The organism is Streptomyces sp. NPDC093598 (assembly GCF_044764825.1).
GTDB lineage: Bacteria > Actinomycetota > Actinomycetes > Streptomycetales > Streptomycetaceae > Streptomyces.
In genome coordinates this window covers 17534-29880 of the sequence record NZ_JBIWIV010000023.1, presented here as the reverse complement: position 1 = coordinate 29880, position 12347 = coordinate 17534, and the positions used below count along the sequence as shown (strand labels likewise).

12 protein-coding genes are annotated in these 12347 nt (G+C 70.9%); all 12 read right to left on the bottom strand.

Translation table 11 applies throughout. The annotated features are described in order from the left end of the window. Window positions 1-21: 21 nt before the first annotated feature. The 12 genes from aspA to ACIRDU_RS36585 all read right to left on the bottom strand — a co-directional run bounded on the left by aspA (window position 22) and on the right by ACIRDU_RS36585 (window position 12319). Window positions 22-1431 carry an aspartate ammonia-lyase gene (aspA, locus tag ACIRDU_RS36640; protein ID WP_403588216.1) on the bottom strand — a complete coding sequence of 470 codons (1410 nt, stop codon included), beginning with the start codon at window positions 1429-1431 and terminating at the stop codon, window positions 22-24. A 123-nt stretch (window positions 1432-1554) separates the two neighbouring features. Further along, window positions 1555-2571 carry an asparaginase gene (locus tag ACIRDU_RS36635; RefSeq protein ID WP_403588214.1) on the bottom strand — a complete coding sequence of 339 codons (1017 nt, stop codon included), beginning with the start codon at window positions 2569-2571 and terminating at the stop codon, window positions 1555-1557. A 32-nt stretch (window positions 2572-2603) separates the two neighbouring features. Further along, window positions 2604-4046: an amino acid permease gene (locus tag ACIRDU_RS36630; protein WP_403588213.1), complete on the bottom strand. Its 1443-nt coding sequence runs from the start codon at window positions 4044-4046 to the stop codon at window positions 2604-2606. Next, complete coding sequence (locus tag ACIRDU_RS36625) at window positions 4043-4720, bottom strand: FadR/GntR family transcriptional regulator (RefSeq protein WP_403588212.1); 678 nt, start codon at window positions 4718-4720, stop codon at window positions 4043-4045. Before ACIRDU_RS36625 ends, ACIRDU_RS36630 begins: the two co-directional genes overlap by 4 nt. 165 nt (window positions 4721-4885) lie before the next feature. Further along, entirely contained in the window at window positions 4886-5722 is an 837-nt protein-coding gene (locus tag ACIRDU_RS36620; protein WP_403588210.1) for an undecaprenyl-diphosphate phosphatase, read from the bottom strand. Window positions 5723-5803: 81 nt separating this feature from the next. Then, on the bottom strand, window positions 5804-6151 hold the full coding sequence (crcB, locus tag ACIRDU_RS36615) for a fluoride efflux transporter CrcB (protein ID WP_403588208.1): 348 nt from the start codon (window positions 6149-6151) through the stop codon (window positions 5804-5806). After that, the gene (locus ACIRDU_RS36610; RefSeq protein ID WP_403588206.1) at window positions 6148-6528 is read right to left on the bottom strand and encodes a DUF190 domain-containing protein; all 381 of its coding nucleotides are present in this window, start codon (window positions 6526-6528) and stop codon (window positions 6148-6150) included. Before ACIRDU_RS36610 ends, crcB (ACIRDU_RS36615) begins: the two co-directional genes overlap by 4 nt. After that, entirely contained in the window at window positions 6525-6980 is a 456-nt protein-coding gene (crcB, locus tag ACIRDU_RS36605) for a fluoride efflux transporter CrcB (protein ID WP_403588204.1), read from the bottom strand. Before crcB (ACIRDU_RS36605) ends, ACIRDU_RS36610 begins: the two co-directional genes overlap by 4 nt. A gap of 198 nt (window positions 6981-7178) precedes the next feature. Continuing rightward, window positions 7179-8138: an SMP-30/gluconolactonase/LRE family protein gene (locus tag ACIRDU_RS36600; protein ID WP_403588202.1), complete on the bottom strand. Its 960-nt coding sequence runs from the start codon at window positions 8136-8138 to the stop codon at window positions 7179-7181. 49 nt (window positions 8139-8187) lie between these two features. Further along, on the bottom strand, window positions 8188-8445 hold the full coding sequence (locus tag ACIRDU_RS36595; protein ID WP_403588199.1) for an ArsR/SmtB family transcription factor: 258 nt from the start codon (window positions 8443-8445) through the stop codon (window positions 8188-8190). 183 nt (window positions 8446-8628) lie between these two features. Beyond that, entirely contained in the window at window positions 8629-10188 is a 1560-nt protein-coding gene (locus ACIRDU_RS36590; RefSeq protein WP_403588196.1) for an arabinogalactan endo-beta-1,4-galactanase, read from the bottom strand. Window positions 10189-10297: 109 nt separating this feature from the next. Beyond that, a complete protein-coding gene (locus ACIRDU_RS36585; RefSeq protein WP_403588192.1) occupies window positions 10298-12319 on the bottom strand; it encodes a beta-galactosidase in 2022 nt (673 codons plus the stop codon). Window positions 12320-12347: the final 28 nt, after the last annotated feature.

The following is a 12347-nucleotide window of genomic DNA, read 5'->3' as shown; positions in this document are numbered from 1 at the left end:
GGTCCCGGCGCGCTCGGCGGGTCAGGCCGGGGCCCGGCCGCTGCCGGCCAGGACCTCCGGGCGCAGCAGGCCGGCGAGCGTCTCGGCGGGCAGGAGGCCCTTCTCCAGGACCAGTTCGGCCACGCCCCGGCCGGTGGCGAGGGCCTCCTTGGCGATGTCGGTGGCGGCCGTGTAGCCGATGTGCGGGTTGAGGGCGGTGACCAGGCCGATGGAGTTCTCGACGGTGGCGCGCAACGCCTCGGTGTTGGCGGTGATGCCGGCCACGCAGCGGTCGGCGAGCGTGAGGCAGGCCGCGCGCAGGTGTGTGATGGACTCCGACAGGGAGTGCAGGATGATCGGCTCGAAGGCGTTGAGCTGGAGCTGTCCGGCCTCGGCGGCCATGGTGATGGTGACGTCGTTGCCGATGACCTCGAAGGCGACCTGGTTGACGACCTCGGGGATCACCGGGTTGACTTTGCCCGGCATGATGGACGAACCGGCCTGCACGGGCGGCAGGTTGATCTCGCCGAGGCCGGCGCGCGGACCGGAGGACAGCAGCCGCAGGTCGTTGCAGCTCTTGGAGAGCTTGACCGCGATGCGCTTGAGCACGCCGGACATCTGTACGAACGCGCCGCAGTCCTGGGTCGCCTCGACCAGATTCGCCGCCGTCACCAGGGGCAGTCCGGTGATGGCCGCGAGGTGACGCCGGGCCGCCTCGGCGTATCCGGCGGGGGCGTTGAGGCCGGTGCCGATCGCGGTCGCGCCCAGGTTGATCTCATGGATCAACAGGACGGCCTCAGCAAGACGGGACCGGTCCTCGTCCAGCATGACGGCATAGGCCGAGAACTCCTGGCCCAGCGTCATCGGCACCGCGTCCTGCAACTGGGTACGGCCCATCTTGAGCACGTCGCGGAACTCGACGGCCTTGGCCGCGAACGCGTCCTGGAGGACGGACATCGCGTCGAGCAGCCCACGCACCGCGAACACCGTCGCGATCTTGACGGCGGTCGGGTAGACGTCGTTGGTGGACTGGCCGAGGTTGACGTCCTCGTTCGGGTGCAGGAAGCCGTACTCGCCCTTGGCGTGCCCCAGCAGCTCCAGCGCCCGGTTCGCCACGACCTCGTTGGCGTTCATGTTGGTGGAGGTTCCGGCGCCGCCCTGGACGACGTCCACGACGAACTGGTCGTGCAGCTCGCCGTCGCGGATCTCGCGGCAGGCCTCGACGATGGCGGCGGCCTTCTTCGGGTCCAGAAGGCCGAGCTCCTCGTTGGCGAGGGCGGCGGCCTCCTTGACTGCGGCGAGGGCGTCGATCAGGTGCGGGTAGGCGGAGATGGGCATGCCCGTGATGGGGAAGTTCTCCGTGGCCCGCAGGGTGTGCACACCCCAGTACGCCTCGGCGGGAACGTCACGGTCGCCGAGCAGGTCGTGCTCGGAGCGGGTGGCGGCGGTCATGACGGTGAGGGGCCTCTTTCTGCGTGGAACTGAGGATGGGGCGCGCCCTTCAGGGGCGCGGGGGAACTGCGCGACCAGCCACATGCGCCCCGCAGCCGACGGACGCGAGAACGCGGCACATCGTCAGGCACGGGCCGCACCGGCGACCGGCTCCAGCGAGCGGACGGGCCGCACTCGCCCGACCTCCCGCCCGCCTCCGAGCAGCGGCTCTCCCTGGAACTCGGTGAGCAGCCCCGGGTCGACACCGGCCCAGGCCAACGCGGCGGCAGCCACCGGCACCCGCGCCCGGTTCGCACCGTCCGCGATCTTCACCGCCACGGCCCGCCCGTCGGGCAGCGCGGCGACCTGGACGCCCTCGAAGCCGTCCTTGGACAACAGCCCCGGCACGGCCCGCATCAGCGCGGCGACGTCCCGGCCGGAGCCGGAGGCCATCTCGGCGTGCTCACGCATGGCGTCGGCGACCCGGGCCTCGGGTGTGCCCGGCGCGGCGGTGACGATCCGGGCGGTGGCGCGGGCCAGGCCGTGCAGGGAGAGGGAGAACAGGGGCGCCCCGCAGCCGTCGACGGTGACCCGGGCGATGCGCTGCCCGGTGAGGTCCTCGACGATCTCGGCGATGGCCTGCTGGAGCGGGTGACCGGGGTCGAGGTAGTTCTCCAGGGGCCAGCCGTTGAGGGTGCAGGTGTAGAGCATGGCGGCGTGCTTGCCGGAGCAGTTCTGGGCGAGCCGTGAGGGCAGCCGGCCCTCGCGCACCCAGGCGTCCCGGACGACCGGGTCGAACGGCAGGTCGGGGACGTTGCGCAGGTGGTCCTCGGTGAGCCCGGCGAGTTCGAGGATGCGCCGGGCGCCGGCGAGGTGGCGTTCCTCGCCGGAGTGACTGGCGGCCGTCAGCGACAGCAGCTCGCCGTCGAGCGGCAGTCCCGCCCGGACCATGGCCACGGCCTGGACGGGCTTGATCGCGGAACGGGGGTAGAAGGCGGCCTCGATGTCTCCGATCTGGAGCGAGACCTCTGCGTCGGCGCCGAGGACGACGACGGAGCCGTAGTGGATGCCTTCGACGATCCCGCCGCGGATGAGGTGGGCGACGGGGGCGTGGACGGGTTCACGGACAAGGGGTGCGTCCGCGAGGGAACTGCTGAACATCACTGCCTGCTTCTCGTGGAGCGGCGCGTTCCTCACGCGTCGGCCCCGGTGGTGGACTTGCGCGCGATACGGCCGCGGATGGCGAACCATCCGGCGACCAGGGCCCCGACGATCAGCGGCAGGCACAGCACGGTGGTGCGTCCCGCGCCGCCGTCGGCGTACATGAGGACCAGGACGGAGGCGAGGAAGGCCAGCGTCACGATCTCGGTCCAGGGGGATCCCGGGAGCCGGTAGCCCGGGCGGGTCAGCTCGCCCCTCTGGGTCTTCTGCCAGAAGAGGAGGTGACAGATCATGATCATGCCCCAGGTGGCGAGGATGCCGATCGCGGCGAAGTTCAGCACGATCTCGAACGCCTCGGCGGGCACGACGAAGTTGAGGCCGACGCCCAGGACGCAGATGCCGCTGGTGAGCAGGATGCCGCCGTAGGGGACCTGGCTGCGGCTCATCACGGAGGTGAACCTGGGCGCGGATCCGGACATGGCCATGGAGCGCAGGATGCGGCCGGTGGAGTACAGGCCGGAGTTGAGGGAGGACATCGCGGCGGTGAGGACGACCAGGTTCATCACGCCGCCGGCCGCCGGGACGCCGATGTTGGACAGCACCGTCACGAAGGGGCTCTCACCGGCGGTGTACTTGTTCCAGGGCAGCAGCATCGACAGCAGCACGACCGAGCCGACGTAGAACACGGCGACGCGCCACATGATCGAGTTGATCGCCTTCGGCATGATCTTTTCGGGGTTCTGGGTCTCGCCGGCCGCGACGCCGACCAGTTCCACGGAGGCGTAGGCGAAGACGACGCCCTGGATGATCAGCAGCATGGGCAGCAGGCCGTGCGGGAAGACACCGCCGCTGTCGCCGATCAGGGACGGGCCCGGGGTGTGGCCGTCGACGGGGTGCTGGGTGACCAGCAGGAAGATGCCGATGCACATGAAGACGACCAGTGCGCCGACCTTGACGATGGCGAACCAGAACTCCAGCTCGCCGAAGATCTTCACCGAGATCAGGTTCACGGTGAGCACCACGGCAAGGGCGATCAGCGCGATGACCCACTGGGGTATGTCGGAGAACATGCCCCAGTAGTGGGTGTAGGTGGCGACGGCGGTGATGTCGGCGATGCCGGTGGTCGCCCAGTTGAGGAAGTACATCCAGCCCGCGGTGTAGGCGCCCTTCTCCCCCATGAACTCGCGCGCGTAGGAGACGAAGGCGCCGGAGGAGGGCCGGTAGAGCACGAGTTCGCCGAGGGCACGCACGACGAGGAAGGCGAAGAGACCGCAGACCGCGTAGGCGATGAAGAGGGAGGGGCCGGCTTCGGCGAGGCGGCCCCCTGCGCCGAGGAAGAGCCCGGTGCCGATGGCGCCGCCGATGGCGATCATGTTGACGTGCCGGGACTTCAGGGACTTGCTGTAGCCCGCGTCTCCGGCATCGACATGGGTGGAACGTTTCTGCACATCGTCGTGCAGGGACTGCTCGCTCACGCCTCGGTTCCGCCTTCCGTGGGGGTGTCCGTGTGCGACGAACGCACGATGTCGGTGAGGGTCGTCTCGACGCGGTCGAGGTGGTGGGCCATGGCCTCCACCGCGTCGTTCTCGGAACCGTCGACCAGCGCCTCGACGATCGCCCGGTGCTCGCGGTTGGACTGCTCGCGGCGACCGCCCAGCTCGTTGAGGAACGCGGACTGGCGTGCCAGCGCGTCCCGGATCTCCTCGATGACCCGGCGGAAGACCGGGTTCTGGGCGGCCTCGGCCACGGCGAGGTGGAACAGCGTGTCCATGGCGACCCACGCGGTGGTGTCCGTCTCCCGCTCCATCCGGTCCAGCAGGTGGGCCAGGTGGTCGAGGTTCTCCGGGGTGCGGCGCCGGGCCGCGTACCCCGCGACCGGGATCTCGACGTGGCGGCGCACCTCCAGCAGGTCACTGGCCGCGTAGTCGCCGAAGGTGGGGTCCTCGACGGTGCTGGCGACGACGAAGGTGCCCTTGCCGGTCCTGGACACGGTCAGGCCCATGGTCTGCAGGGCCCGCAGCGCCTCGCGCAGCACGGGCCGGGAGACCTCGAGGGTGCGGCACAGCTCCGCCTCGGAGGGGAGCTTGTCGCCGATGGCGTACTCGCCCCGTTCGATGGCGCCGCGCAAGTACGCCAGTACCGCTTCCATGGCACTGACCCGACGCACAGGCTGTCCGGCTGTCCGGCTGTCTGACAGGTTCACGGGAGTGATCCTGCGGGGCCCGCGCGGCCCCTGTCAAGGGGCCGGAACGAAACGTTCGTGGGGGCCTTGAGCCCGCGTGCGGACTGCCTGCCCCGAGGCCGCGAGGGACGGTCAGCTGCTCAGCACACCCGCTCCGAGCAGGCCGAACAGCAGCACTCCCACGACGATCCGGTAGATCACGAAGGCGTTGAAGGAGTGCTTGGCGACGAACTTCAGCAGCCAGGCGATGGAGGCGTAGGCCACGACGAACGACACGGCCGTGCCGACAGCGAGCGGGGCCGCGCCCACCCCGGTGCCCAGGGCGTCCTTGAGCTCGTAGAGGCCGGCGCCGGTCAGGGCGGGGATGCCGAGGAAGAAGGACAGCCGGGTCGCGGCGACGCGGTCCAGGTCGAGGATCAGCGCGGTCGACATGGTGGCACCGGAGCGGGAGAAGCCGGGGAAGAGCAGGGCGAGGATCTGGGAGCTGCCGACCAGCATCGCGTCCTTGAACGAGGTGTCGTCCTCGCCTCGCTTGTGCCGGCCCATCTGGTCCGCCGCCCACATCACCCCGCTGCCGACGATCAGCGAACCGGCGACCACCCACAGCGAGGCGAGGGGGCCCTCGATGAGCGGCTTGGCGGCGAGTCCGACGGCGACGATCGGGATGGTGGCGTAGATGACCCACCAGGCGAACTTGTAGTCGTGGTGGTAACGCTCCTCGCGGTCGCGCAGGCCCCGCCCCCAGGCGGAGACGATCCGCACGATGTCCTTGAAGAAGTACACGAGCACCGCGGCGATCGCGCCGACCTGGATGACGGCCGAGAACCCGACCACGGCGTTGTCGTCGACCGGGATCCCCATCAGCCCCTCGACGATCTTCAGATGGCCGGTGGAGGAGACGGGCAGGAACTCGGTCACCCCCTCGACGGCTCCGAGGACGACGGCCTGACCGACGCTGATGACGCTCATGGGATCCAGTTCTGCTCGGGGGCGGGAGCGGAGGGGACCGTCTTACTACACCCGGACGAGAACGGATCTCATGGACGCGCCTCACATACGCACCAGCGCCGCCCCCGCGAAGGCCGCGGCAAGACCGGCCGCCACGCTGACCGCGACGTTGAGGGCGGCCGGGAGACGTGCCCCGGTCTCCGCCAGTCGCAGCGTCTCGTAGGAGAACGTCGAGTACGTCGTCAGAGCCCCGCACAGGCCGGTGCCGAGCAGGAGCTGCAGCTGTGCGGTGGCGCCGGTGAGCAGCCCGAGGATCAGGCAGCCGGTGACGTTCACCGTGAAGGTGCCCCAGGGGAAGACCGAATCGTGCCGCGCCTGGACCGCCCGGTCGGTGAGGTAGCGGAGCGGGGCACCCACCATCGCGCCGCCGACGACCAGCAGCCAGTTCACGACGACTTCTTACCCTTCGTGTCCGATGTGCCGGGATCGTCCCCACGTCCGGCGTACCGGATCACTTCGCAGTCCTCGAGGGTCACGAGCCCCTCGGTGACGATGTCGTCGAGTTGCGCGAGGAAGGCGCGGACGCGTGGCTCGGTGTCGACGATCACCACGGCGATCGGCAGGTCCTCGCTCAGGGACAGCAACCGCGAGGTGTGGATCAGGGAGGACGCGCCGAAGCCCTCGATGCCGCGGAAGACGCTGGCACCCGCGAGGCCCGCCGCGTGGGCCCGGTGGACGATCTCGGAATAGAGGGGCTTGTGGTGCCAGGTGTCGCTCTCGCCGATGAAGACGGTCAGGCGCAGAGCGCTGCCGGTCAGTCTCGTCATCGTCGCCTCCCTTTCAGGACGCGGCGGGTCGTTCCGGCTGCGAGCCACACCGCTGTGAGCGCCGCGAGCGGGGTCGCGACGAGGTAGGCCAGACCGGTGCCGGCATGGCCGCCGTCGATGAGTTTCTGGATGTCGACGGTGTACGTCGAGAAGGTCGTGAAGCCGCCGAGGACGCCGGTGCCGAAGAAGGGCCGCACGAGGGGGTGTGCGGGCCGGATCTCGGTGATGACCACCATGAACACGCCGATCACGGCGCAGCCGGCGATGTTGACCCAGAGGGTCGTCCAGGGGAAGCCGCCCGGGGGCATGGGCCACCAGAGGGAGGCCGCGTACCGGGCGGCCGCGCCCACTGCTCCGCCGAGCGACACGACCGCGACGACGGGCGCCTGGGCACGCCAGGAGGACGGACGGGAGGTGGTCGCCGGAGCGCGGAGGCTCTCAGGGGCTGTCATGGCGTGGGACTCCTACTCGCCGGGGCCCGGGGTCGTACGGGCTCGTGCCGTCGCAAGTAGGGACCGTTGGCGGCGTCGCTGCCGCGGTTCGGGTACGGCGGGCCCCACCGCCGCGCCGCGAGAGGATCGCGGCCGGGGTTCAGGTTAACCCCGGGGGCGCCGCGAGGTCACTCCGGAGCGAGGTGAGGATGGCTCGCGTCACTTCGGAGCCGGCGGTTCGCAGACCGCCACGCCCCGTTCCCGGATGCTGCCCAGGATCAGGTGCCCGCCCGCTTCACAGACGCTGGTGGGCATGCGGTAACCGGAGTGGCGGCGGGCGAGGTGGTGGACGACGCGGCCCTCGTCGTCGAAGGCCTGGAGGGCGATCGTGCCGGTCGGCCGGAACGGGGCGCGTACGGCCACGCGGGCGGCGGCGGCGCGGACGCCGGGCGCGCTGCGGTGGAGCAGGTCGAGGGCGGGCCCGCGGGGTCCGGCGAGCGCGACCCAGATCGGTCCGTCGGGCGCACCGCGCCACAGGTTGTCGGGCATGCCCGGGAGGTTCTCGGCGAACGGCTCGCTCTGCCCGGCCTTCGGCCCGGTGAGCCAGTGGCGCAGGAGCCGGCAGGCACCGGTCTCGGCGACGACGAGGAAGGACTCGTCCGCGCCGACGGCGACCCCGTTGGCGAACTGAAGGCCGTCCAGCACCACCTCGGGTGTGTCATCGCCGGGGGCGAGCCGCAGCAGCCGTCCTGTTCCGGTGTGTTCGACGATGTCGCCGATCCAGTGCTCCAGGGGGTACCGGCGGCTGGAGACGGTGAAGCAGACGCTGCCGTCGGAGAGGGACACGGCGTTGCTGCAGAACCGCAGCGGCTCCCCCGCCACCGAGTCGGCGAGGATCCGCACCGTGCCGTCGCCGGTGTCGACGCGCAGCAGGCCGCGTTCGGCGTCGCACACCAACAGGTCCCCGTCCGGGAGGAGTTCCAGCCCGAGCGGCCTGCCACCGGTCTCGGCGATGACCTCGACGCGGGCCGCGACCGGGTCGGCGAGAGCGTCGAGTCGCAGGATGCGGCCGTCCGCGACGCCGGTGAGGACGCGGCCGCGTGGGTCGGCGACCACGTCCTCGGGGCCGGGGCCCACCGCGACGTAGTGGCGGGGAACGAGTGCCGTGGGACGGTCCATTGCGCGGGTGTCCTTCACCATCGGGGGCGATACCGCTGTACCGGGTCGCCTACCAGCCCTTCTCAAACATCCGGGCGACCTCGGCGATCCGCATGTCGTCGCGGTGGTAGTGCACGCGGCCCCCGGACCTGCCGGCGCACAGCATGCCGGTGGCCTCCAGCAGCCGGAGGTGGGTGACGGCGACCGGGCGCGGTATCGAGAACCGCTCGGCGACTGCGTCCGCGGTGACACCGTCCGCCGCGGGGCCGGGTTCCTTCAGCCAGGCCAGGATCCGCAGCCGCGTCTCGTCCGTGGGAGTCCTCAGCATGTCGTGCCCCTGCCTCGCGGCTTCGCCCTCTCACCGAGCCTTCCCACTGTCTCGCGGCGCAAGCCGTCCTGTCCGGCACTCGGCATCGTTGACCGATACCGAACTGCCCTCAGCGGTGGCGGAGTTCAGGCCGGGGGCGTGCTGATGGGGAGGGACGCGCCCCGCACGCCCCTCCCCCTGCACTCAGCGGTGCCGGAACCAGGACATCGACGACAGCGCCCGGTCGTCGTAGCCGAACAGCGCCTGGTTCTCCCAGGCGTTGCCGGAAGCCGCGTCGGTCGGGTCCCAGCCGTTGCCGCCCACCGCGGTCCAGGTCGCCTCCCAGTAGAAGATGCCCAGGCCGCGGCCGTTCGGGACGGCCTCCACGATGCTCGCCATGTCGTTCATCCACCGGGTCTGGCCGGCCACGCTCGCCGGGTAGCCGGGGACCAGTTCGCCGCTGGTGTCGATGATGTTCTCGTGCGCGTCCTCGCTGTCGAGGCGGAACGGGTAAGCGGTCTCGGCGACGAAGACCGGCTTGCCGTAGCGGGCGGCCGCGTCGTCGAGGGTGGTCTGGAAGTCGGCCAGGGTGCCGTGCCAGTAGCCGTAGAACGACAGGCCGATCGCGTCGAACTTCACGCCGTTGGAGCGGGCGCTGTCGAACCACCAGCGGGTGCCCTCCACGTCACCGCCCTCGGCGAGGTGCAGGGCCACGGTGGCGGACGGGCTGACCGCCTTGACCGCGTCGTAGCCGGAGTTGAGCAGACCGGCCAGCTGCGTCCAGTTGGAGGTGGATCCCTCGTTCCAGAGCATGCCGCCGTTGATCTCGTTGCCGACCTGGACCATGTCGGCGGTGGTGCCCTGCGCCTTCAGGGCGTTCAGCACGTCGTACGTGTGGTTGTACACGTCCGTCTTCAGTTGAGCGTAGGAGTGTCCGGCCCAGGCGGCGGGCTTGTCCTGGCGTCCCGGGTCGGCCCAGAAGTCCGAGTAGTGGAAGTCGACCAGCAGCTTCATGCCCTGCGCCTTGACCCGCTTGGCCGTGGCCAGGACGCGGGCCTTGTTGTTGTAGCCGTCGGCCGGGTTCACCCACACCTTGAGGCGCGCGTAGTTCATGCCGTTCGACTTGAGGACGGCCAGGGCGTCGCCGGCGGTGCCCGAGCCGGTGCGGTAGACGCCGCCCTTGGCCTCGCTCTTGGCCAGGGACGAGATGTCGGCACCCTTGATCGACGTACCGGACGTGCCGGAGGTGAAGGTCAGGTCGTCGACATTGATCCAGTTGCCCGCGTTCGCGTCACTGTTGATGCTGATCGTGCACTGGTTGCCGGTCACGGTGACCGGCACGACGATCCTGATCCACCCACTGGCCGAGACCGGCAGGTCGGTGCGCTGCTCGGCGCCGCCGCAGTTCTTCAGCGCCAGGTAGGCGGACTTCTGCCCGCCACCGGAGCGTACCCAGGCGGTGAGCTTGTGGTTGCCGTTGGTGAGTCCGGACAGGTACTGGTACGTCTCCACCTTGTAGGCCGACGCGGACCAGTGACTGAGGCGGTGGCTCCCGCCGTGGCCGCCGGACTCGGTGAACGAGGCGCCGGTGTCGCCGTACTCGGACCAGCCGCTCGGAGTCGCGGCGCCCGCGCCGCCGGTCTCGAAGCCGCCGTTGGTCAGCGTGCTCGCGGCGTGGGCGGAGGTGGCGGGCAGGGCGGTGAGGGCGAGGCCCGCGGCGAGCGGGAGCAGCAGGGCCCTGAGGGTGCGTCTGGGATGGAACATCGTCGTCCGTCGTCCCTTCGACGTGGGGTTGGGGAGCGCCTCTCACGCGGAGGCGGGTGAGGATCCCTCCGCCCGCGGCTCGTGGCTCGCGCGGGCGGAGGGAGTCGGTTCAGCCGTCGAGCCGGACGACCCGGACGGCTCCGGCCGGGACCGCCAGGCGGCCGGCGGCGCGTTCACCGGTCAGCAGCTCGGTGCCGGGGACCTCCAGTGGCACCTTGGCGTCCGAGCCGGTGTGGTTGACGGCGAACAGATAGGTGCCCGACTCGCCGGTGCGGCGGACCACTTCGACGTCCCGGGGCAGATCCGCGCGCGGGGCGAGTCGCGCGTCCTGGCTCGCCCGGCCGAGCAGCGCGTCGAGACCGTCGGCGCCGAGCCGGGTGGAGACGTACCAGGCGGTGCCCTGCCCGAGGCGGTGCCGGGTGACGGCGGGCAGACCGGCGGCGAGACCGTCGGCGTAGGTCAGGACGGTCTCGGCGCCGCGCGGCACCACGAACTCCGTCCACACGTCGGCGGACAGCTCGGTTCCGTCGGGGCCGGTGACCCGCACCCGTTCGCCGGGCAGCAGCGGGGAGAACTCCTCGACGGTGAGGCCGAGAACGTCCCGCAACGGGCCCGGGTAGGCGCCCTCGTGGACGGCGTCGTGCTCGTCGACGATGCCGGAGAAGTACGAGACGACGAGTGTGCCGCCGTTCTCGACGTACGCCGTCAGGTTGCGCCCGGCCGCCTCCGTCATCAGGTACAGGGCCGGTACGACGACAAGGGGATACCTCGACACGTCGGCTTCCGGGTGGGCGAAGTCGACGGTGAGGTGGCGGTCGTAGAGGGCCTCGTAGAAGGCGTCGGCGCGTTCGCGGGCCTCGTGGTCGACGCTGGGGCGCCAGTCGAGGGTCTGCGCCCACCAGGAGTGCCAGTCCCACAGCACGGCCACGTCGGCCTGCGTGCGGGTGCCGCGGATCTCGCGCAACGCCTCGACGCAGGCGCCGAGTTCGACGACCTCACGCCATACGCGGGTGTCGGTGCCGCCGTGCGGGACCATCGCCGAGTGGAACTTCTCGGCGCCGCGCCGGGACTGGCGCCACTGGAAGAACATGGCGCCCTCGGAGCCGCGCGCCACGTGCGCCAGGGAGTTGCGGGCCATCTGGCCGGGAGCCTTGGCGGGGTTGCGGGGCTGCCAGTTGACGCCCGAGGTGGAGTGCTCCAGCAGCAGCCAGGGGGCGCCGCCCGCGACGGACCGGGTGAGGTCGGCGGCCATCGCCAGGTTGACGTGGGTGCGGCGGCCGTCGGTGATCAGGTAGTGGTCGTTGGTGACGAGGTCGACCTCGCGGCCCCAGGCCCAGTAGTCGACCGAGTCGCACTGGCTCAGCGCCGTCATGAAGTTGGTGGTGACCGGGACGCCCGGCGAGCGGCGGTGCAGGATGTCCCGCTCCATACGGAAGTTCTCGCGCATGGTGGCGTCGGCGAACCGCTTGTAGTCCAGCGCCTGACTCGGGTTGACCGCCGCGGGGGTGAGCCGGGGCGGGTTGATGTCCTCGAAGCCGGCGTAGTGCTGGCCCCAGAAGGCCGTGCCCCAGGCCTCGTTGACGGCGTCGACCGTGCCGTACCTGGTCGCCAGCCAGCGGCGGAAGTGGGCGGCACAGGACTCGCAGTAGCAGGCCGAGACGGGGACGCCGTACTCGTTGTGCACGTGCCACATCGCCAGGGCCGGGTGGTCGCCGTAGCGCTCGGCGAGCTTCTCCGTGATGGAGGCCGCGGCCGCGCGGTAGTCGGCGTTGCTGTGGCAGATGGCCGCGCGGGAGCCGAACTCGTAGCGCACGCCTTCGGCGGTCACGGGCAGCGCTTCGGGGTGGGCCCGGTAGAACCAGACGGGCGGCACGACGGTGGGGGTGCCGAGGTCGACGCGGACGCCGTGCTCGTGCAGCAGGTCCAGGAGCCGGTCCAGCCAGCCGAAGTCGTAACGGCCGGGTGAGGGCTCCAGCAGCGCCCAGGAGAAGATTCCGACGCTCACCAGGGTGACGCCGGCTTCCCGCATCAGCCGGACGTCCTCCTGCCACACGCTCTCCGGCCACTGCTCGGGGTTGTAGTCCCCACCGAAGGCGAGCCTGGTGAGGCCCTTGGGGCTGGTCTCCGGCATGGATGGTCTCCCGGTCGATCGACAAATG